This is a genomic window from Cupriavidus sp. WGlv3 (assembly GCF_023952475.1).
Taxonomy (GTDB): domain Bacteria; phylum Pseudomonadota; class Gammaproteobacteria; order Burkholderiales; family Burkholderiaceae; genus Cupriavidus; species Cupriavidus phytorum.
In genome coordinates this window covers 1-20,140 of sequence record NZ_JALHRX010000003.1, presented here as the reverse complement: position 1 = coordinate 20,140, position 20,140 = coordinate 1, and the positions used below count along the sequence as shown (strand labels likewise).

General features: G+C 67.1%; 17 protein-coding genes and 1 pseudogene. 7 read left to right on the top strand and 11 right to left on the bottom strand.

Features of this window, described 5'->3' with window-relative positions:
• Positions 1–54: 54 nt before the first annotated feature.
• Positions 55–2,217: an ATP-dependent DNA helicase RecG gene (recG, locus tag MKD38_RS06670; protein WP_252675351.1), complete on the bottom strand. Its 2,163-nt coding sequence runs from the start codon at positions 2,215–2,217 to the stop codon at positions 55–57.
• A 230-nt stretch (positions 2,218–2,447) separates the two neighbouring features.
• Between recG and queA the strand changes: the two genes are divergently transcribed.
• The 5 genes from queA to secF all read left to right on the top strand — a co-directional run bounded on the left by queA (position 2,448) and on the right by secF (position 8,273).
• A complete protein-coding gene (gene queA / locus MKD38_RS06665) occupies positions 2,448–3,518 on the top strand; it encodes a tRNA preQ1(34) S-adenosylmethionine ribosyltransferase-isomerase QueA (RefSeq protein WP_252675350.1) in 1,071 nt (356 codons plus the stop codon).
• Between the two features lie 16 nt (positions 3,519–3,534).
• The gene (gene tgt, locus MKD38_RS06660; RefSeq protein ID WP_252675349.1) at positions 3,535–4,665 is read left to right on the top strand and encodes a tRNA guanosine(34) transglycosylase Tgt; all 1,131 of its coding nucleotides are present in this window, start codon (positions 3,535–3,537) and stop codon (positions 4,663–4,665) included.
• 189 nt (positions 4,666–4,854) lie between these two features.
• Positions 4,855–5,181 (top strand): preprotein translocase subunit YajC, encoded by a 327-nt coding sequence (yajC, locus tag MKD38_RS06655; RefSeq protein WP_012353816.1) that lies wholly within the window; start codon positions 4,855–4,857, stop codon positions 5,179–5,181.
• Positions 5,182–5,388: 207 nt separating this feature from the next.
• The gene (gene secD / locus MKD38_RS06650) at positions 5,389–7,260 is read left to right on the top strand and encodes a protein translocase subunit SecD (RefSeq protein ID WP_252675348.1); all 1,872 of its coding nucleotides are present in this window, start codon (positions 5,389–5,391) and stop codon (positions 7,258–7,260) included.
• Positions 7,261–7,301: 41 nt separating this feature from the next.
• Positions 7,302–8,273: a protein translocase subunit SecF gene (gene secF / locus MKD38_RS06645; RefSeq protein WP_252675347.1), complete on the top strand. Its 972-nt coding sequence runs from the start codon at positions 7,302–7,304 to the stop codon at positions 8,271–8,273.
• 85 nt (positions 8,274–8,358) lie between these two features.
• Here the strand turns inward: secF and MKD38_RS06640 are convergent, their stop codons facing one another.
• From MKD38_RS06640 to purB, 8 genes are all read right to left on the bottom strand, one after another.
• Complete coding sequence (locus MKD38_RS06640; RefSeq protein ID WP_252675346.1) at positions 8,359–9,366, bottom strand: response regulator; 1,008 nt, start codon at positions 9,364–9,366, stop codon at positions 8,359–8,361.
• Positions 9,363–10,502 carry a hybrid sensor histidine kinase/response regulator gene (locus tag MKD38_RS06635; RefSeq protein ID WP_252675345.1) on the bottom strand — a complete coding sequence of 380 codons (1,140 nt, stop codon included), beginning with the start codon at positions 10,500–10,502 and terminating at the stop codon, positions 9,363–9,365. Before MKD38_RS06635 ends, MKD38_RS06640 begins: the two co-directional genes overlap by 4 nt.
• A 5-nt stretch (positions 10,503–10,507) precedes the next feature.
• Entirely contained in the window at positions 10,508–11,839 is a 1,332-nt protein-coding gene (locus MKD38_RS06630; protein WP_252675344.1) for a sensor histidine kinase, read from the bottom strand.
• A gap of 22 nt (positions 11,840–11,861) precedes the next feature.
• Positions 11,862–13,253: a class I SAM-dependent methyltransferase gene (locus tag MKD38_RS06625; RefSeq protein ID WP_252675343.1), complete on the bottom strand. Its 1,392-nt coding sequence runs from the start codon at positions 13,251–13,253 to the stop codon at positions 11,862–11,864.
• A 350-nt stretch (positions 13,254–13,603) separates the two neighbouring features.
• A complete protein-coding gene (locus tag MKD38_RS06620) occupies positions 13,604–14,194 on the bottom strand; it encodes a YceI family protein (protein WP_115704673.1) in 591 nt (196 codons plus the stop codon).
• A 75-nt stretch (positions 14,195–14,269) separates the two neighbouring features.
• Positions 14,270–14,851, bottom strand: coding sequence for a YceI family protein (locus MKD38_RS06615; protein ID WP_252675342.1), 582 nt, complete (start codon positions 14,849–14,851; stop codon positions 14,270–14,272).
• A 67-nt stretch (positions 14,852–14,918) separates the two neighbouring features.
• Positions 14,919–15,473, bottom strand: coding sequence for a cytochrome b (locus tag MKD38_RS06610; RefSeq protein WP_252675341.1), 555 nt, complete (start codon positions 15,471–15,473; stop codon positions 14,919–14,921).
• Between the two features lie 282 nt (positions 15,474–15,755).
• Positions 15,756–17,132, bottom strand: coding sequence for an adenylosuccinate lyase (purB, locus tag MKD38_RS06605; RefSeq protein ID WP_252675340.1), 1,377 nt, complete (start codon positions 17,130–17,132; stop codon positions 15,756–15,758).
• 342 nt (positions 17,133–17,474) lie between these two features.
• Between purB and MKD38_RS06600 the strand changes: the two genes are divergently transcribed.
• On the top strand, positions 17,475–18,089 hold the full coding sequence (locus tag MKD38_RS06600; RefSeq protein ID WP_115681100.1) for a glutathione S-transferase C-terminal domain-containing protein: 615 nt from the start codon (positions 17,475–17,477) through the stop codon (positions 18,087–18,089).
• Positions 18,090–18,161: 72 nt separating this feature from the next.
• Here MKD38_RS06600 and mnmA read toward each other — a convergent pair whose 3' ends face one another.
• Together mnmA and MKD38_RS31125 are read right to left on the bottom strand one after the other, a co-directional pair.
• A complete protein-coding gene (gene mnmA, locus MKD38_RS06595; RefSeq protein ID WP_252675339.1) occupies positions 18,162–19,247 on the bottom strand; it encodes a tRNA 2-thiouridine(34) synthase MnmA in 1,086 nt (361 codons plus the stop codon).
• On the bottom strand, positions 19,244–19,735 hold the full coding sequence (locus MKD38_RS31125; RefSeq protein WP_252675338.1) for an NUDIX hydrolase: 492 nt from the start codon (positions 19,733–19,735) through the stop codon (positions 19,244–19,246). Before MKD38_RS31125 ends, mnmA begins: the two co-directional genes overlap by 4 nt.
• 246 nt (positions 19,736–19,981) lie before the next feature.
• On the opposite strand from MKD38_RS31125, the pseudogene MKD38_RS06585 reads away from it, so the two are divergent.
• A pseudogene (locus tag MKD38_RS06585) lies at positions 19,982–20,140 on the top strand (NAD(P)(+) transhydrogenase (Re/Si-specific) subunit alpha); the annotation flags it as partial.

Below are 20,140 nucleotides of genomic sequence, written 5' to 3'. Positions count from 1 at the left end.
ACGCGAGCCGGTATGCGCCGGCTCCGGCACAAAGCCGGCCAGCAAGACTTCTACTCAGGCCTTCAGGTAGTGCTCGCGCCCGCCCAGCCAGCGCGACAGGTGCGCTTCGACCGCCTCCGGATAGTGCGCCAGCATCAGCTCGGCCGCCGCCTGGGCGTACTCCACCAGCCAGGCATCGGTTTGCAGGTCGGCAAAGCGCAACATGGCCTCGCCGGACTGGCGCGCGCCCAGGAATTCGCCCGGGCCGCGGATCTCCAGGTCGCGCCGCGCGATCTCGAAGCCGTCGGTGGTCTCGCGCATGGTCGCCAGGCGCTCGCGCGCGGTGGGCGACAGCGGCGCCTGGTACATCAGCAGGCAGACCGATTCGGCGCTGCCGCGCCCGACCCGGCCGCGCAGCTGGTGCAGCTGCGCCAGGCCGAAGCGCTCGGCATGCTCGATCACCATCAGCGAGGCATTGGGCACGTCCACGCCGACCTCGATCACGGTGGTGGCCACCAGCACCTGCAGCCGGTTGGCGCTGAAGTCATCCATTACCGCGGCCTTCTCCGCCGGCGGCAGGCGCCCGTGCACCAGGCCCACGCGCAGGTCCGGGAGCGCGGCCACCAGGGTCTCGTAGGTCTCGACCGCGGTCTGCAGCTGCAGCGCCTCGCTTTCCTCGATCAGCGGGCACACCCAGTAGACCTGGCGGCCCTCGGCGGCGGCATGGTGGATGCGCCCGATCACCTCGTCGCGGCGCTCGTCGTTGACCAGGCGCGTGACGATGGGCGTGCGCCCCGGCGGCAGCTCGTCGATCACCGAGACGTCGAGGTCGGCGTAGTAGGTCATGGCCAGCGTGCGCGGGATCGGCGTGGCCGACATCATCAGCTGGTGCGGCACGGTTTCGGCCGCGCTGATGGCAGCGGGCGCCTCAGCCGCGCCGGCCTTGCCGCGCAGCGCCAGGCGCTGCGCCACGCCGAAGCGGTGCTGCTCGTCGACCACCGACAGCCCCAGCCTGGCAAAACGCACGGTGTCCTGGATCAGCGCATGGGTGCCAATCACCAGCTGGGCCTCGCCCGATTCCACGCGCGCCACGGCCGCGCGCTTGTCGCGCGCTTTCTGGCTGCCGGCCAGCCACGCCACCGGCACGCCCAGCGGCTCCAGCCACGCCGACAGCTTGCGGAAATGCTGCTCGGCCAGGATCTCGGTCGGCGCCATCAGCGCGGCCTGAAAACCGGCATCGACGGCCTGGCATGCCGCCAGCGCGGCGACGATGGTCTTGCCGCTGCCGACGTCGCCCTGCAGCAGCCGGTGCATCGGGTGCGGCAGGGTCATGTCGGCGGCGATTTCGCCGACCACGCGCTGCTGCGCGCCGGTGAGCCGGAACGGCAAGGCCGCCAGGAAACGCGTCAGCAGCCCGCCCTCGCGGCGCGGCATGGTCGGCGCGGTCTTGTCGCGCCGCGCCGCGTGCGCGCGCCGCAGCGAGATCTGCTGCGCCAGCAGCTCGTCGAACTTGACGCGCTGCCAGGCCGGGTGCGAGCGGTCGGCCAGCGCGGCTTCGCTTTCCTGCGGCGGAGGCGCGTGCAGCAGCCGCAGGCAGTCTGCCAGCGGGCGCAGCTGCAGGCGCGCCAGCGGCCCCTGCAGCACCGGCTGCGGCAGCGTCTCGGGCAAGGGGGTACGCGTTAGCGCGCCGCCGATGGCCTTGCGCAGGTAGGCCTGCGGGATGCCGGCGGTGGACGGGTACACCGGCGTCAGGCGGTCGGGCAGTGCCTCGCCGGCCAGCACCGGGCGCACCGTCGGGTGGACCATCTCGGCGCCGAAGAAGCCGCCGCGCACCTCGCCGCGCACGCGCAGGCGCACGCCTTCGGCCATCTGCTTGGTCTGGCTGCCGTAGAAGTTCAGGAAGCGCAGGGTCAGCTCGCCGCTGTCGTCGGCAAGCTTCACCACCAGCTGGCGGCGCGGCCGGAACGTGACTTCGCTGGAGATGACTTCGCCTTCCACCTGCGCCGGCAGACCGAGCCCGGCACGGTGGATGGCCTCGGCGATCGGCACCACCGTGGTCTCGTCCTCGTAGCGCATCGGCAGGTGCAGCACCAGGTCGACCGGGCGGCGCAGGCCCAGCTTGGCCAGGCGCGCGGCCGCGGTGGATGCGCCGGAGCCGGCAGCCTTGCCGCGCGCGGGCGCCGCCGCCTCATTGGCGTCGGCAGGGTCCTGGATCGGTTCGGCGGCGGTTCCGGGCATCTGTGGAAAAGTTGGCAGCGGTCGCTGCGGGCTTCTGGACTGGCGGAGGCGGCGCCGGCGAATGGCCGGTATCACGCCCGGCGCGGCGGCAAGCGCGCCCGTGGCCTTACAATATCGGATTCGCCGATTGTACCCATGCCGGCTGCCAACCCGGGCAGCGGAGTGACGCGCCATGCCCGGCGCCCGCCTCCGCCATAGCCTGCAGACCGCGCAGCCCCGCCCTTCCCACGATGTTGACGCTTTCCGATTTCGACTTTCCGCTGCCGCCCGAACTGATCGCCCAGAGCGCGCTGCCCGACCGTAGCGCCAGCCGGCTGCTGGTGGTGGAGCGGCTCGCCCCCGGCGACACCACCGACGCGGTGCGCATGGTCGACCGTGCTTTCAGCGACATCGTCGACTACCTGCGTCCGGACGACCTGCTGGTGTTCAACGACACCCGCGTGATCAAGGCCCGCTTCTTCGGCCACAAGCCCAGCGGCGGCAAGGTCGAGGTGCTGGTGGAGCGCGTGCTCGATACCCATACCGTGCTGGCCCAGGTGCGCGCGTCCAAGACGCCGGCCGAAGGCAGCGCCCTGCACCTGGCCGACGATGCCTTTGCCGTGACCGTGGGCCCGCGCGTGGACCAGTTCTTCACGCTGCGCTTCCCCGAGCCGGCGCTGGACCTGATCGAGCGCTACGGCCGCCTGCCGCTGCCGCCGTATATCACGCACGATCCGGACGCCTACGACGAGACCCGCTACCAGACCGTCTACGCGCGCAGCCCCGGCGCGGTCGCCGCGCCCACCGCGGGCCTGCATTTCGACGACGCGCTGTTCGCCCGGCTCGATGCCGCCGGCGTGCGCCGCGCCTTCCTGACGCTGCACGTGGGTGCCGGCACCTTCCAGCCGGTGCGCACCGAGAACCTGGCCGAGCACAAGATGCATTCGGAGTGGTACGCGATTTCGGAAGCCCTGGCGCAGGCCGTGCGCGACACGCGCGCGCGCGGCGGCCGCGTGATCGCGGTCGGCACCACCTCGCTGCGCGCGCTGGAATCGGCCGCGCAGGCCGACGGCACGCTCGCCGCCGGCAGCGGCGACACCGATATCTTCATCACGCCCGGTTACCGCTTCCGCCTGGTCGACGCGCTCATCACCAACTTCCACCTGCCCAAGTCGACGCTGCTGATGCTGGTGTCGGCGCTGGCCGGGGTGCAAGCCATCCGCGCCACCTACCGCCATGCGGTCGAGCAGCGCTACCGTTTCTTCAGCTACGGAGACGCCATGCTGCTGACCCGGCAGCCGGACGCCGCCGCCGCGGCCTGATCTCAGACTATTCGACATGCTCAACTTCGAACTCATCACCACCGACGGCAACGCCCGCCGCGGCCGCGTCACGCTGAACCACGGCGTGGTCGAAACGCCGATCTTCATGCCGGTGGGCACCTATGGCTCGGTCAAGGCGATGTCACCGCTGGAACTGAACGAGATCGGCGCGCAGATCATCCTGGGCAACACTTTCCACCTGTGGCTGCGCCCGGGGCTGGAGGTGATCAATGCCCATGACGGCCTGCACCGCTTTATCGGCTGGGACAAGCCGATCCTGACCGACTCCGGCGGCTTCCAGGTGTTTTCGCTCGGCGATCTGCGCAAGATCACCGAAGATGGCGTTACCTTTGCCTCGCCGGTCAACGGCGACAAGCTCTTCCTGTCGCCCGAGATCTCGATGCAGATCCAGCGCACGCTGAATTCCGACATCGTCATGCAGTTCGACGAATGCACCCCGTACGAGATCGACGGCCGCCCCGCCACGCACGAGGAAGCGGCCAAGTCGATGCGCATGAGCCTGCGCTGGGCCAAGCGCTCGCGCGACGAGTTCGAGCGGCTGGCCAACCCCAACGCGCTGTTCGGCATCGTCCAGGGCGGCATGTACGAAGACCTGCGCGACGAGTCGCTGGCGGGGCTGTCCGAGCTGGATTTCCACGGCTTTGCCATCGGCGGGCTATCGGTGGGCGAGCCCAAGGAAGACATGATGCGCGTGCTGGAACACGTGGCGCCGCGCCTGCCGGCCAACAAGCCGCACTACCTGATGGGCGTGGGCACGCCCGAGGATCTGGTCGCCGGCGTCGCCGCCGGGGTCGACATGTTCGACTGCGTGATGCCGACCCGCAACGCGCGCAACGGCTGGCTCTTTACCCGCTACGGCGACGTCAAGATCAAGAACGCCGCGCACCGCAACGACCCGCGCCCGCTCGACGAGAGCTGCGCCTGCTACACCTGCCGCAATTTCTCGCGCGCCTACCTGCACCACCTGCACCGGGTGGGCGAGATCCTGGGCGCCCGCCTGAACACCATCCACAACCTGCACTACTACCTGCAACTGATGCGCGAGGTGCGCGAGGCGATCGAGCACCACCGCTTTGCCGATTTCCGCCGCCAGTTCGCCGCCGACCGCGCGCGCGGCACGCAGTGACAACCGCAGCCGGCGCGAACTTTCGCGCCGCCCGCGGTCGAATAGCCGGTCGACGCCGGCGGCCTGCCTTCCAAGTTGCCCCCAGCGCACCCGAACAAACCCGTATTCCGCCCTAGAATGCCAAGGGCGGGCTGAGTGCGAATGGTAGAATGTTCGATTAATTGACTGACTTTGTGACGGAGAATCAACGTGCTGATTTCTAACGCATTTGCCCAGACCGCCGGTGCCGGCGGCGCGGCTGGCGGCCTGATGAGCTTCCTGCCCATCATCCTGATGTTTGGTGTGCTGTGGTTCATCATGATCCGCCCGCAGATGAAGCGCCAGAAGGAAGCCAAGGCAATGCTCGAAGCGCTGGCCAAGAACGACGAAGTCGTCACCGCCGGCGGCATCCTGGGCCGCGTGACCAAGGTCACCGACCAGTACGTCAGCCTGGAAATCGCCGAAGGCACCGAGATCACGGTGCAGAAGAATGCCGTGACCACGGTGCTGCCCAAGGGCTCGCTGAAGGCGCTCTGATCCCCGGATCGCTCGCGAATCCCGCCTTTGTCTTTTCCGGCATGCCCGTTCGCGCATGCCCCGGCAGCCGCCTGATCCAGCCCGACGAAGCCCCGGCGGCTTCGCTCCGCGGCTGCCAGGCGGCTGTTTGCCAAACCGGTTCGGCCCCGCCGTCGTGGCGCGCCACGCCAGCGCCGGCCCCGCCAACCGCTGAATGACTGGCCCGAGATGAATCGTTATCCGCTTTGGAAATACCTCGTGATCCTGGTGGCGCTGGCCATCGGTATCCTCTACACCTTGCCGAACTTCTTCGGCGAGGCGCCTGCCGTGCAGGTGTCCTCGGGCAAGGCCACGGTCAAGGTCGACCTGTCGATGCAGAAGCAGGTTGAAGAGATCCTGGCGCAGAACCAGCTGCAGCCCGACGGCGTCTTCTTCGATATTTCCGGCCAGTCGGGCTCGGTCAAGGCGCGCTTCCGCACCACCGACGAGCAGCTCAAGGCCAAGGACGTGCTGTCGCGCGCGCTGAACCCGGACGCGTCCGACCCCGCCTACGTGGTCGCGCTGAACCTGCTGTCGGGCTCGCCGCGCTGGCTGACCTCGCTGCATGCGCTGCCGATGTACCTGGGCCTGGACCTGCGCGGCGGCGTGCACTTCCTGCTGCAGGTCGACATGAAGGGCGCGGTCGACAAGAAGCTCGACAGCCTGGCCGGCGACGCACGCACGCTGCTGCGCGACAAGAACATCCGCCACGGCGGCATCGATCGCGACGGCGAGCGCCTGACGGTGCGCTTCAACAACGCCGACGACGCCAGCCGCGCGCGCGCGCTGCTGACCGACAACGTGCGCGAAGTGGCCTTCGCCATGGACGGCAACAACATCGTCGGCACCTTCACCGAAGCCGCGCGCCGGGCCGTGCAAGACGCCGCGGTCAAGCAGAACATCACTACCCTGCACAACCGCGTCAACGAACTCGGCGTGGCCGAGCCGGTGATCCAGCAGCAAGGCGCCGACCGCATCGTGGTGCAGCTGCCCGGCGTGCAGGACACCGCCAAGGCCAAGGACATCATCGGCCGCACCGCCACGCTGGAAGCGCGCCTGGTCGACAACGACGCGCCGCGCAGCCCGCGCCAGGGCGACCCGATCCCGTTCGGCAGCGAACTGTTCACGCAGGGCAACGGCGCCCCGGTGGTGCTGAAGAAGCAGGTGATCTTCACCGGCGACCGCATCGAAAGCGCCTCGGCCGGCTTCGACCAGAACCAGCAGCCTTCGGTCAACATCAAGCTGGACGCCCAGGGCGGCCGCGTGCTGCGCGATGTCTCGCGCGAGAACCTGAAGAAGCCAATGGCGATCGTGCTGTTCGAGAAGGGCAAGGGCGAGGTGCTGACGGTGGCGACGATCCAGTCCGAACTGGGCTCGAGCTTCCAGATCACCGGCTCCTATTCCACCGAAGCCGCCAATGACCTGGCGCTGCTGCTGCGCGCCGGCTCGCTGGCCGCGCCGATGGAGATCATCGAAGAGCGCACCATCGGCCCGTCGCTGGGTGCCGACAACATCGAGAAGGGCTTCGATTCGGTCGCCTATGGCTTTGCCGCCATCGGCGTGTTCATGATCCTGTACTACATGCTGTTCGGCGTGTTCTCGGTGGTCGCGCTGGCCGTGAACCTGCTGCTGCTGATCGCGGTGCTGTCGATGCTGCAGGCCACGCTGACGCTGCCGGGCATCGCCGCCATCGCGCTGGTGCTGGGCATGGCCATCGACTCCAACGTGCTGATCAACGAGCGCATCCGCGAGGAACTGCGCGCCGGGGCATCGCCGCAGATGGCGATCGCGGTCGGTTTCGACCGCGCCTGGGCCACCATCCTGGACTCCAACGTGACCACGCTGATCGCCGGCCTGGCGCTGCTGGCGTTCGGCTCGGGCCCGGTGCGCGGCTTTGCCGTGGTGCACTGCCTGGGCATCCTGACCTCGATGTTCTCGGCGGTGTTCTTCAACCGCGGCCTGGTCAACCTCTGGTACGGCCGCAAGAAGAAGCTGCAGAGCCTGGCCATCGGCCAGATCTGGAAGCCGGGCAATACCACCGACACGCCGGTCGCCAAGTAAGCGGCCCGCGGCACAACACGTAGTACAGAACAGGATTCAACATGGAATTCTTCCGCATCCGGCGCGACATTCCGTTCATGAAGCACGCGTTGATCTTCAACGTGATCTCCTTCCTGACGTTTGCCGCGGCCGTGTTCTTCCTCTGGCAAAAGGGCCTGCACCTGTCGATCGAATTCACCGGCGGCACGGTGATGGAGGTCAGCTACCAGCAGGCGGCCGACCTGGAAAAGATCCGCGGCCAGGTGGGCAAGCTGGGCTACACCGACGTGCAGGTCCAGAACTTCGGCACCTCGCGCGACGTGATGATCCGCCTGCCGCTGCAAAAGGGCCCGGACGGCAAGCCCGCGACCTCGGCGCAGCAGAGCGAGCAGGTGATGGGCGCGCTGAGCGCGGCAGCGCCTGACGTCAAGCTGCAGCGCGTCGAGTTCGTCGGCCCGCAGGTGGGCAAGGAACTGGCCACCGATGGCTTGCTGGCGCTGCTGTGCGTGGTGGCGGGCATCGTGATCTACCTGTCGTTCCGCTTCGAGTGGAAGTTCGCGGTGGCGGGCATCATCGCCAACCTGCACGACATCGTCATCATCCTGGGCTTCTTCGCCTTCTTCCAGTGGGAATTCTCGCTGTCGGTGCTGGCGGCGATCCTGGCGGTGCTGGGCTACTCGGTGAACGAATCGGTGGTGATCTTCGACCGGATCCGCGAGGCCTTCCGCAAGTACCGCAAGATGACCACGCACGAGGTCATCGACCACGCCATCACCAGCACCATGTCGCGCACCATCATCACTCACGGCTCGACCGAAATGATGGTGCTGTCGATGTTCTTCTTCGGCGGCCCGACCCTGCACTACTTCGCGCTGGCGCTGACGGTGGGCATCCTGTTCGGCATCTACTCGTCGGTGTTCGTCGCCGCGGCGCTGGCGATGTGGCTGGGCGTGAAGCGCGAGGACCTGGTCAAGGGCGAGAAGAAGTCCGACTCGACCGACCGCAACGACCCCAACTACGGCGCGCAGGCCTGAGCCCTGCCCTGCCGCAAAACAGAACGGCGCCCCGCGGGGCGCCGTTTTTCATGGCAAGTGCCGGTGCAAGCGAGGCCGGCGAAATTCAGGCCGGCATCGAGAAGCGCTCGATCCATGCGGCGAGGCGGTCGGCGGCGAAGCTTTCGCTGCGCGGGGCGGCGCGGCAGACGATGGTGTCGCCGTCGCGCACGAACTTCAGCGCGCCGCCGGCCTGCTCCAGCCACAGCAGGCTGGCCAGCCAGGCGGCATGCTGCGCCGACACCGCGGTGCCCACGGGCTGCGCCAGGAACTCGGCCAGCGCGGCCGGCTGGGTCCAGACCACCGTATCGCCGTCGCGGCGCACCACCTCGCTGCCGAGCGCATCGGCAATCACCGCGGCGGCATCGGCAGCGCCCTTGCCGGCATTGGCGCTACGCAGCTCGGCCAGGCGTGTGCTGACGGCATGGCCGAAGCTGCCGCTGCGCTCGGCTTCGGCGCGCACCAGGTCGGCATAGTCCATGCGCTGCCAGTCCGGATCGGCGTTGCGGGCGCCCACCAGGTCGACCGCGGCAAGGTAAGTATCCACCGGCTGGAAATGGCCGGGACCGATCAGGCTCGCGCACAGCGCGTGCAGCATGCCGATGCGGGTCGCCACGGTCTGGGTCTGCAGCACCGCCAGCTTCTCGCGCACCAGCTGGTCGCGCTCCTTGCGCAGGCCGGACATTTCCAGCGCCTGCTTGAGCTCCATGCGCAGCGCGGTGATATCCCACGGCTTCTTGATATAGCGGTGGATCTGCCCCTGGTTGACCGCCTCGACGGTCTGGTCGAGTTCCGAGTACGCGGTGGTCAGGATGCGCACGATGTGCGGGTAGCGTTCGCGCGCGTAGCGCAGCAGTTCGTTGCCGTACTCGCCCGGCATGCGCTGGTCCGAGACCAGCACGGCGAGGCTGTCGGCGTGAGCGTCCAGCAGCGTCTTGCCCTCCTCCACCGAACCGCCAGTCACCACCGGCGCCAGCGCGCCGATGGCCCGCTGGAAATATTTGACGGCGGTTGCCTCGTCATCGACGAACAGAATCGCCGGGGGTGGTGCCTGGGTGGCAATCGGTTCGCTCATCGGTCACTCCTAATCATTCGATTCCTGAAATTTGGAAAGTCCAGCGTCACTGTGGTCCCGGCACCGGGAGCGGAGGCGATCCGGATGCCGCCGCCGAAGGACTGCATGACGCGGTTGCAGAAAATCATGCCGAGGCCACTGCCGCCAGCGCTGGCGTGGGTAGTGACCGGATCGACCAGCAGGCGTCCCATCACCTCCGGCGGGATGCCGGGGCCGTTGTCGCAGATGCGGATTTCCTGGTTGGGCTGGGTCGTCACCACGAAGCGCAGGGAGGGCTGGTCCACGCCCGCCAGCGCGCGCAGCGCGTTGCTCATCACCGACGACAGTACCAGCGCGACGCAGTTGGGCAGCGTCTGCACGGGGAAATCGCCCTGCATGTCGACGTCGACCCACTGGCGCTGCCCGCCGGTGAACGGATACGTATCCAGCAGCGACGCCACCAGCGCGCCCGCGCTGACCTCGGTGCCGGCGTCGGCCGCCGGCGTCTTGCTGACTCCCGCGCTGTTGCGCACCGACTCCAGGAACGACGACAGCACCGCCAGGCAATACTGCGCGTTGTCGTACATGGCGCCCGCGGCCTGCCCGATCTCGCCTTGCCGCTGCTCGCTGTAGTCGGCCTGGACGCGGCTTTCGATGCCGCGCGCGAAGTTGGCGATGGCGGCCAGCGGCGTGTTCAGTTCATGCGCCAGGAAGGCCAGGGTTTCGTCGATCGCCATCAGGCGGTGCTGGCGCAACGCCCGCTCCAGGTGGCGCTCGCCGGCCAGGTGCAGCACCTGGCGCACGTCGCTGACACTCAGCGGCTTTTCCAGGATGCGGAAGACTTCGCCGCTGTTGACGGTCCGCAATAGCATGTCCTTGTCGGCGTAGGCCGTCACCAGGATGCGCACGATCTGCGGATAGGCCTGCGCGACCTCGCGCAGCAGGTCGCCGCCATCGCGGCCGGGCATGCGGAAATCGGTGACCAGGATCGCGATGCGCCCGCCCTCGGCGCGCAGCGTGGCCATCGCCTCGTCGGCGCCGGCGGCAAGCAGCACCTCATATTCGCTGCCGACCGCGCGCGCAAAGTACTTGCGCGCCATGTCCTCGTCATCGACATAGAGGACGACGTTTGGCCGCGCTTGCTGGGGTTCGCTCATGCGACTTACTCCGCGCGTGGCAGGTCAAAGCTGAACGCGGCCCACTGGCCCAGTTCGCTTTCGGCAAACAGCTGGCCGCCGTGGCGTTCGATCACGGCATAGCTGATCGACAGCCCCAGGCCCAGGCCCTGCCCCACTTCGCGCGTGGTGAAGAAGGGCTCGAACACCCGCGCCAGGTGTTCCGGCGCGATGCCGGGGCCGTTGTCACGCACGGTCACGTGCAATCGGCCTTCGGACCAGCGCACCGCGGTATGGATCGCGGGGGCGGTGGTGCCGGCCTTGCGCATGGCCAGCGCCGCGTTGGAAAACAGGTTGATCAGCACGCCGATGATGGCGGCCTCGTCGCCCAGCACCAGCGTGTCGGCCGGCAACTCGCGCGTTACCTTGACCCCGCGCAGCTCATGCGCGGTCAGGCGGATCGACGAATCCAGCGCCTTTTCGAACATGAACGGCGTGCCTTCCACCTCCGCGCCCGGCTTGCGGTAGGCGAAGGTCTTCAGGTCCGAGACGATATGCTGGATGCGCTGCATCCCCTGCTTGGCATCCACCAGGCATTCGGTCACCGACTCGCTTTCCTTGGCCTGGGGCTCTTCCATCGCCACCTCGATCGCCATCAGGCAGAAGTTCACCGGATTGTTGACCTCATGCAACAGGCCCGCGGCCAGGGTGCCGATCGCGGCCATCTTTTCCTGCTGCAGCATCTGCCCCTTGATGTCGACCAGCTTGCGGTTGATGACCTCGAGCTCGGCGTTCTTCTCGGCCACCTCCGCCTTGAGACGGAACAGCATGAAGCGCGCGCGCTCGTTGAAATAGGTGTAGACCGCGCTGGCCGCGGCGGCAAACAACAGGAACAGCGAATTGACGATAAAGGTGCCGAGCGGATCGATGCCGCCGGGGTGGAACAGGCAGGCCAGCACGTACAGCAGGTACGAAAGCACGCCGAACACCAGGTTCTGCCACAGGCCGAACGGCAGCGCGATGCCCGACGCGAAGATGGCCAGGTTCAGCCCGACGTAGTACGGCGAATGCACGCCTTCGGTCTGCGAGATCATCCACGCAATCATGATCTGCGGCAGCAGCAGCCAGGTCAGCGTCAGCCAGGGCGCGAAGCGGCGTCCGGCGGCGCTGTACAGGACCACCACCACCGCGGCGATCAGCAGCGACACCACCACGCGCGCCACTGCAAAGGAAAACTGCTGCTGCGGATACTGTCCGTAGTCGAGGCCCACGCCCAGCAGGACCAGCACGATCGCGGTATAGGCGCCGCCGCGGCTGAAGGCCAGGCGAAAGTCGACCAGTTCGGACTGGTAGCCGGCGTAGAGTTGGTTGGTGCTCATGGCGTGGCCCGCTAGGACAGCCTCAGTCAATGGTGGCTTCCGCGAAGACGTTGACCCCGGTGCTGTCGACGTAGACGCGGTGCGAATGCGAGTGCTCGGGCAGCAGTTGCGCCATGCCGGCATCGTCACGGTAGATCAGGTACCACTCGAGCAGGTGCTCCATGCCGAATTTCTCCGGATTGTCGGCATGGACGTTGGTTACCAGGAGCTGGCCGCCGGCGCGCGAGCGCGAGGCGAAGTACGACAGCAGGCGGGCGCAGACCTTGTCCGACAGGTAGTCGAACAGGCCGGCGCAATAGACCGCGTCGAATTCGCGTGCGGCGGCATCGTCCGGGGAGATGCGCCGCTTGAGCAGCTCGTGCACCGACTGGTGCACCATCTCGACGGAAAACTTGTTGCCGGCGCTTTGGGCCGAGCGCTCGATCGACTTGTGGGTGTATTCCAGCGTCTCTTCGCTGAAATCGACCAGCTGGAACGACAGCAGCTCCGGGTTCGGGTATTCGCGCACGAAGCGCTGGATTTCGAAGGCCGGGCCGCAACCGACATTGAGCACGCGGAACGGCCGCCCGGCGGCGCGCGCGCGTTCGGCCTGGCGCGTGAGGAAATCGATCAGCAGGTCGATGCGATTGCGGTGCGCGGTTGCCACCGCCGCCTTCAGGAAGGCGGTATTGACGATCTGGAAGTAGGTGGTCGGGCCTTGTTGCGGATCGCCCAGGATCTGGTTCACCATTTCGTAGTCGCCGGCATAGCCGAGCGGCTTGGTGAAGGTGCGGTAGACGAACGGCGCGCGCAGCAGCAAGGGATGCAGCGCCGACTGCGCGTAGGTGCGGTGCACCGGGGCGATTTCGGCGTCCACGCGCTGGGCCTCGCCCTCGAGCCAGTCCAGGTAGGTCTTGGTCTTGGCCATGATCGGCGTGGCCAGCTCGTAGAAGACGTCCTCGCGCAGCTTGCCTTCGGTCTTGGGCAGCGACTCGGTCAGGTCGACCTGCTCGACCCAGCGCGACACTTCGGACAGGAAGGCGCGCATCTCGTTGACCACGATCTGGTAGTCGCGCCGGATGTTGAAACGCGTGTCCCAATCCTGCACGAACAGCTCGGCTTCGCGCGCGACCGACTTGGGCTCGTTGTTGAGATCGGACAGCTCGCGCCACTCGTCGATCAGCGTCAGCGACACCACCGCGGTCAGGCCGGTGTTGACCAGGCTCATCACCACGGCCTTGCCGAGATAGGCATTCTTGGCGCCCATGCGGACGCTGAGCTCGCTCAGCACCTCGCTGACCTGCACGATCGAATACGGGTTGTAGATTTCCATCACCAGAGACTTTCTCTGGAGATTGATGATCGTGCCCCGCACCTGCTCGCCCTGCGAGTTGCGGAAACTAACTACCGGATCGATTTGCGTTTTGGAGTACACGGTATAGCGCCAGGGAAAACCGGGAAACGCTGCGGGCCATACAGCCAGGGCAGAACGGCCGGGTACAGCATGAGGGGCGAGGGGGTCGCGGGAAAGGCTACCGGTATCGGGACATGCAGCGAATGCTCATAGTGATGCGCTCGGGCCAGTTGCGGGCATGGCTGCCCCCCGCCGTGGCAGGAGTCGCAATACCCCGGATCATGGTGGTTTGCCGCGGGCCATTGTACTGTGCCCGTCGCAACTCGCACAACAAAGTGCCCTGGCAGCCCCCCCGGATGGGGCAGGACAACAAAAAAGGCCGGCAATGGCCGGCCTTGCAGGGCGAAAGCCCGCCGCAGCGGGCCGCGCGCTCAGTCGGCGCGAACGCCTTCCACCTGGATGGCGAGCTTGACTTCGGGCTTGAAGCCCATCTTGACGCCATAGTCCAGGCCGAAATCGGCCCGGTTGAACTGGCCGACGGCGTCGGCGCCGCAGGCTTCGCGCTTGAGCATCGGGTGCTGGATGCACTTGAAGTCGCGGATTTCGAGCTTGACCGGCTTGGACACGCCGCGCAGCGTCAGCACGCCGTCGACCTCGGTCGGCACGTCGCCCTTGAACTTGGAGAACTTGCCCTTGTAGGTGGCCTCGGGGAAGGCTTGCACGTCGAACATGTCCGGGCCCTTGGCGTGCTGGTTCAGCTTGGCGTTGCCGAAATCGATCGAAGCCGGGTCGATGTTGACCTCGACCGAGCCCGCCTTGGCGGCGCGGTCCAGCGTCACCACGCCGCTGGACTTGTCGAACTTGCCGCGCCAGGTCGACAGGCCGCCCAGGTGGTCGGCCTCGAAGCTGGGATAGGTATGGGTCGGATCGAGGTTGTACGTCACGGTGTTGGCCGAAGCCACGCCGAAGGCGGCGGTTGCGGAAACGGCCGCGACGGCGGCAACGAGGGAACGCAGTTTCATGGTGTCTCCCGACAAATCAGGGTTGGGATGGAGCGGTTCAGGTAAGTCCTGGGGTACGTCAGCGGAGTGCCGGCCTTACTTTTTGGCCAGCACGATACGGAATTTGATCTGGACATCGTCGGCGACCACGGAGGTGTCCTTCCATTCGCCGTCGCCGATATTGAACGCGGTGCGCTTGATCGGCAGCGCGCCCTCGAACACCTGCGCGCCGCCCTCCTGGCGATAGGTGGCGGGCACGACCACGTCCACGGTCTTGCCCTTGATGGTCAGCTTGCCGGCCACGTCGTACTTGCCCGGCGTGCCGTTCTTGATGCTGGTCGACTGGAATACCGCCTTGGGGTATTTGGCGGCGTCGAACCAGTCCTTGCCCTTCACTTCCTTGGTGGTCTCGGCATCGCCGATCTCGAAGCTGGCCACGTCGATCTCGATCTTGGCCGTCGAGGTCGCCAGCTTGGCCGGGTCGAAGCTGACGTTGGCGTCGAACTTCTTGAACTTGCCTTCCATCGGCACGCCGATCTGGCGCGCCACCGCGGTCACCGAGCTCTTGGCGGCGTCGACCTGGGCCCAGGCCAGGTTGGCGGCGATGCCGGTGGCGGCCAGCACGGCGGCCAGGGTGGCGCGGATCGTGGCGGAGCCGCGGCTGGAATTGCGTTTCATCTCGGAAAACTCCTGTCAGGGACGGCGCAGCGGCGCCGCGGTACGAAAAACGGTTGGCGCGCCAGGCTCAGCGCAGGAACGGCAGCATCCGGCCCAGCGTGCCGTCACGGTCGACAAACTGGTGTTTCAGCGCCGCCGCCGCATGGACAACGACCACCGCGGCCATCAGGTAGTTCAGCCAGATATGGGTGAACTTCAGCACTTCCTTCAGCGCATCGCTTTTCTCGATCAGCGCCGGCATCTTCCACAGGCCCAGGTAGACCACCGGCACGCCCGCGGCCGAGCTGTACAGGTAGCCGCTGATCGGCACGATCACGATCAGCAGGTACAGCAGGTGGTGAGCGCCGGCCGCCGCCCTGGCCTGCCAGGCCGGGGTGCCGGGCGCCACCGGCGGCGCGGCGTGGGTGGCGCGCCACAGCACGCGCAGCACGGCGATGGCGAAGATCGTCACGCCCAGCCACTTGTGCCAGGAGTACAGCCTGAGCTTGGTCGGCGTCAGCCCCGGAATGCCGGTCATGTACAGGCCCAGCCCGAACGCGGCGAATATGGCCAGCGCCACCAGCCAGTGCAGGGCGATCGCAGTGGCACCGTAGCCAGCGGGGGCAGTGGCGGTAGAACGCATCGGATTCCTCTCGCCCGCGGCACGGGCGTTTCGCAATTTTGGGGAAGGCAACGGCCGGATCCACCCGCCCGTGCGCTGACGATTCTCGCATTATTGCGGGCCGATGTGCGCCGGTGCAGGACAGTCCTTCATTAAGTTATTCAAATGCTTTGAAGCGAGATTCTCCCGCAGGCGTCACAACGAAGCACCGGCCGTCAGTTGAGCACGCCCAAAAAACAAAAAGCCATCCTGCTGGATGGCTTTCCGTTTCCGCCGCCAGCCTGGCAGCGGCAAAAAGTGGCGTCAGATGCGCTCGGCGAGCACCACGGCCTTGCCGATATAGCTGGCGGGCGTCATCTCCAGCAGCAGCTTCTTGGCGTCGTCGGGAATCGCCAGGCCGTTGATGAAGGTCTGCAGCGCTTCGCGCGAGATGCCCTTGCCGCGGGTCAGCTCCTTGAGCTGCTCGTACGGGTTGGGCACGCCAAAGCGGCGCATCACGGTCTGCACCGGCTCGGCCAGCACTTCCCAGCAGTTGTCGAGGTCTTCGTCCAGGCGCTCGGGGTTGGTCTCGAGCTTGCCCAGGCCGCGCAGGCAGGCCTCGTAGGCCAGCAGGCTGTAGCCGAAGGCCACGCCGATATTGCGCAGCACGGTCGAGTCAGTCAGGTCGCGCTGCCAGCGCGACACCGGCAGCTTCTCGGACAGGTGGCGCAGCACCGCGTTGGCCAGGCCGAGGTTGCCTTCCGAGTTCTCGAAATCGATCGGGTTGACCTTGTGCGGCATGGTCGAAGAGCCGATTTCGCCGGCCTTGGTCCTCTGCTTGAAGTAGCCCAGCGAGATATAGCCCCAGACGTCGCGGTTCAGGTCGAGCAGGATGGTGTTGGCGCGGGCGATCGCATCGAACAGCTCGGCCATGTAGTCGTGCGGCTCGATCTGGATGGTGTACGGGTTGAAGGTCAGGCCCAGGCGGGTTTCGATGACCTGCTTCGAGAACGCTTCCCAGTCGAACGCGGGGTAGGCCGACAGGTGGGCGTTGTAGTTGCCCACGGCGCCGTTCATCTTGCCCAGCAGCTCGACCTGCTCGATGCGCTGGATCGCGCGCGCCAGGCGCGCGGCCACGTTGGCCATTTCCTTGCCGAGCGTGGTCGGGCTGGCCGGCTGGCCATGGGTGCGCGACAGCATCGGCTGGGCGGCATTGAGCCTGGCCAGCTCGACCAGGCGCGCGTGCACGCGCTGCAGCGCCGGCACCACCACGCCCTCGCGCGCGCCCTTGAGCATCATGCCGTGCGAGGTGTTGTTGATGTCTTCCGAGGTGCAGGCGAAATGGATGAACTCGCTGGCGGCTTCCAGTTCGGTGTTGCCCTTGACCTGCTCCTTGAGCCAGTACTCGACTGCCTTGACGTCATGGTTGGTGACCGCCTCGATTTCCTTGATGCGGGCGGCGTCGGCCTCGCTGAACTTGTCGACCAGCGCCAGCAGCGCGGCCTCGGACGCGGCCGAGAACTTCGGCATGTCGGGCAGGCCGGCCTGCGCCAGCGCGATCAGCCAGTGCACCTCGACCTTGACGCGGTTGCGCATGAAGGCCGCCTCGGACAGCCATTCGCGCAGCGCATCGGCCTTGGCGGCGTAACGGCCATCGATCGGGGACAGGGCGGTGAGCGGCGAAAGGGAGGAGGAGGTCATGCTGGAAACCGGGAAAGGGAGGAAATAAAGAAGAAGGCGGCGAACAAGTGGCGCCGCGGGGGCTGGCGGCACGGACGGGGCGATGCGCCCGTCACGCCGCATCGGCGGCGGCCGGCGCTGCGCAACGCGCGATTTTACCACCCCTGCCCCTGCTCCGGGCGGCGGCAAAGCGCGGCTGCGGGGCATCGGTGCGCGAACCCGCATTCGCCAGGCGCCGCGGGTATACTCGCGCACGCCGTTCCAGTAGCCTGTTATGAAGTGCATCGGGCAAGCCATCGCTGCCTCCCCGCCGCCGCTGCCACCGAGCGACGATGCACTTCATAACAAGCTCAAGGGGAGAACATGAAGCTGTATGCATCCCGGACCAGTCCGTACGCGCGCAAGGTGCGCGTGGTGATGGCGGAGAAGAAGATCGAGTGCCAGCTGATCGAAGAGGACGTCTGGTCGCCTGAAACCCGGATCGGCCAGTACAACCCGCTGGGCAAGGTGCCGTGCCTGGTGATGGAAGACGGCGGCGCGATCTTCGACTCGCGCGTGATCGTCGAGTATGTCGACACGCTGACGCCGGTCAGCCGGCTGATCCCGCAGGGCGGGCGCGAGCGCCTGGAAGTGCGCTGCTGGGAAGCGCTGGCCGACGGCCTGCTCGACGCCGCCCTGCTGGTGCGCCTGGAGGCCACCCAGCGCGAGCCGCACGAGCGCAGCGAGCGCTGGGTGCAGCGCCAGCGCGGCAAAATCGACGCGGCACTGGTGGCCATGGCCCACGGCCTGGCCGACCGCCCCTTCTGTACCGGCACGCATTACTCGCTGGCCGACGTGGCGGTGGGCTGCGCGCTGTCCTACCTGGACTTCCGCTTCCCGGACATTGCCTGGCGCGAACGCCATCCGAACCTGGCCGCGCTGGAAGAAAAGCTGTCGAAGCGGCAGTCGTTCATCGATACCGAGCCCCCGCGCGGCTGACGCCTGGCCCCGGATGAAAAACACCCGCCTGGTGCGGGTGTTTTTCGGCTGTGGTGTGGGCTTACCGGGTGCTTACTGGATGATCCCGCCGCCCAGGCAGATATCGCCGTCATACAGCACCGCCGACTGCCCGGGTGTGACCGCCCATTGCGGCTCGGCGAACGACAGCGTCAGCGCCTGCGCGTCGACCGCCTGCACCGTGCAGGCGGCATCGCTCTGGCGATAGCGGGTCTTGGCCGCCATCGCCGCGCCTGCGGCAGGCGGCTCGCCGGCTACCCAGGACAGGTCCGACGCGGTCAGCACCGGCGTCAGCAGCCACGGATGCTCGTGGCCCTGCACCACGTAAAGCGTATTGTTCGCCATGTCCTTGCGCGCGACATACCAGGCGTCGCCGTTGCCGTCGCGGCTGCCGCCCAGGCCGATGCCCTTGCGCTGCCCCAGCGTGTAGAAGGCCAGGCCGATATGCTCGCCGACCACCTTGCCCTCGGGCGTCTTCATCGGTCCCGGTTTGGTGGGCAGGTAGCGGTTGAGGAAATCGCGGAACGGACGCTCGCCGATAAAGCAGATGCCGGTCGAGTCCTTCTTCTTCGCGTTCGGCAGGCCGATCTCGGCGGCGATCTCGCGCACGCGCGTCTTCGGGATCTCGCCCAGCGGGAACAGCGTGCGCGACAGCTGCGCCTGGTTCAGCCGGTGCAGGAAGTAGCTCTGGTCCTTGGTATGGTCCAGCGCCTTGAGCAGCTCGAAGCGGCCGGCCACGTTCTGGCGCACGCGCGCATAGTGGCCGGTGGCGATGGTTTCCGCGCCCAGCGACATGGCATGGTCCAGGAACGCCTTGAACTTGATCTCGGCATTGCACAGCACATCCGGGTTGGGCGTGCGGCCGGCCGAGTATTCGCGCAGGAAGTCGGCGAAGACGCGGTCCTTGTATTCGGCGGCGAAGTTGACCGCCTCCACGTCGACGCCGATCAGATCGGCCACCGAGACCACGTCGAGCCAGTCCTGGCGCGTGGAGCAGTATTCGCTATCGTCATCGTCTTCCCAGTTCTTCATGAACAGGCCAATGACCTCGTAGCCCTGCTGCTTGAGCAGCCAAGCGGTGACCGACGAATCGACACCGCCCGACATCCCCACCACGACACGCTTGGCGGCACCGCTCACGACTGCGACCCCGCTTGCAGCACCGACGGGTGCGTGTACAGCGCGTCCAGCGCAAAGCGCTTGCCAGCCAGGTAGTCGTCCACGCACGCCATCACCAGCGGCGAACGATGCCGTTCCGGGCATGCGCGCAGCTCCTCGGCGCCCATCCAGATGGTGCGCACGATGCCGGTGTCCAGTTGACGGCCGGCGTCGAGCGAGCCGAGGTCGCCGGTAAAGGCAAAGCGCACGTAGGTCACGTCGCCACCGGTGCGCGACGACAGCGAACGCCCCATGTAGCAGCCCAGCAGCGCGCGCGGCTCGAAGGTGTGGGCGGTTTCTTCCAGGGTTTCGCGGATCACGGCGCGGATCAGGCTTTCGCCCGGATCCAGGTGCCCTGCGGGCTGGTTCAGGCGCAGCCCGTCGGCGGTTTCCTCTTCCACCAGCAGGAACCGGCCGCCGCGTTCGATCACGGCGGCAACGGTCACGCTGGCATTCCAGTCACTTGACATGATGCTCAATTTTTAGGCAATCCCGCATTCTACCGGTTGCGGGCCCATCGTGCAGCACGGCGGCGGGCGCCGGCGCGCGCCGTTCCAGGCCCGGCAAAAGCCGACCGCCCGGTCACCATTGCAAGTCAGATTCCTGTAAGCTGCGGAAAAATTGTGCGCTGCGGCTTAACCCGATCCGGCGGCGCGCACGGGCCAGACGTCGGTCCGTCCAACCAGACAAGACGCCAGCTAAAGGAGAAATTGACGATGTACATCGGCATCCCGCAGGAGACGCGGGCCGGCGAGACTCGCGTCGCCGCCACCCCGGAGACCGTCAAGAAATACGTCGCCCAGGGCCACAAGGTGGTGATCCAGGCCGGCGCCGGCCTGGGCGCCAGCCAGCCCGACGGCGCGTATGAGGCGGTT

Excerpts from the sequence above, each read along its gene's own strand:
- recG (WP_252675351.1), bottom strand. The coding sequence starts at position 2,217 with ATGCCCGGAACCGCCGCCGAACCGATCCAGGACCCTGCCGACGCCAAT.
- queA (WP_252675350.1), top strand. The coding sequence starts at position 2,448 with ATGTTGACGCTTTCCGATTTCGACTTTCCGCTGCCGCCCGAACTGATC.
- tgt (WP_252675349.1), top strand. The coding sequence starts at position 3,535 with ATGCTCAACTTCGAACTCATCACCACCGACGGCAACGCCCGCCGCGGC.
- secD (WP_252675348.1), top strand. The coding sequence starts at position 5,389 with ATGAATCGTTATCCGCTTTGGAAATACCTCGTGATCCTGGTGGCGCTG.
- secF (WP_252675347.1), top strand. The coding sequence starts at position 7,302 with ATGGAATTCTTCCGCATCCGGCGCGACATTCCGTTCATGAAGCACGCG.
- MKD38_RS06640 (WP_252675346.1), bottom strand. The coding sequence starts at position 9,366 with ATGAGCGAACCGATTGCCACCCAGGCACCACCCCCGGCGATTCTGTTC.
- MKD38_RS06635 (WP_252675345.1), bottom strand. The coding sequence starts at position 10,502 with ATGAGCGAACCCCAGCAAGCGCGGCCAAACGTCGTCCTCTATGTCGAT.
- MKD38_RS06630 (WP_252675344.1), bottom strand. The coding sequence starts at position 11,839 with ATGAGCACCAACCAACTCTACGCCGGCTACCAGTCCGAACTGGTCGAC.
- MKD38_RS06620 (WP_115704673.1), bottom strand. The coding sequence starts at position 14,194 with ATGAAACTGCGTTCCCTCGTTGCCGCCGTCGCGGCCGTTTCCGCAACC.
- MKD38_RS06615 (WP_252675342.1), bottom strand. The coding sequence starts at position 14,851 with ATGAAACGCAATTCCAGCCGCGGCTCCGCCACGATCCGCGCCACCCTG.
- MKD38_RS06610 (WP_252675341.1), bottom strand. The coding sequence starts at position 15,473 with ATGCGTTCTACCGCCACTGCCCCCGCTGGCTACGGTGCCACTGCGATC.
- purB (WP_252675340.1), bottom strand. The coding sequence starts at position 17,132 with ATGACCTCCTCCTCCCTTTCGCCGCTCACCGCCCTGTCCCCGATCGAT.
- MKD38_RS06600 (WP_115681100.1), top strand. The coding sequence starts at position 17,475 with ATGAAGCTGTATGCATCCCGGACCAGTCCGTACGCGCGCAAGGTGCGC.
- MKD38_RS31125 (WP_252675338.1), bottom strand. The coding sequence starts at position 19,735 with ATGTCAAGTGACTGGAATGCCAGCGTGACCGTTGCCGCCGTGATCGAA.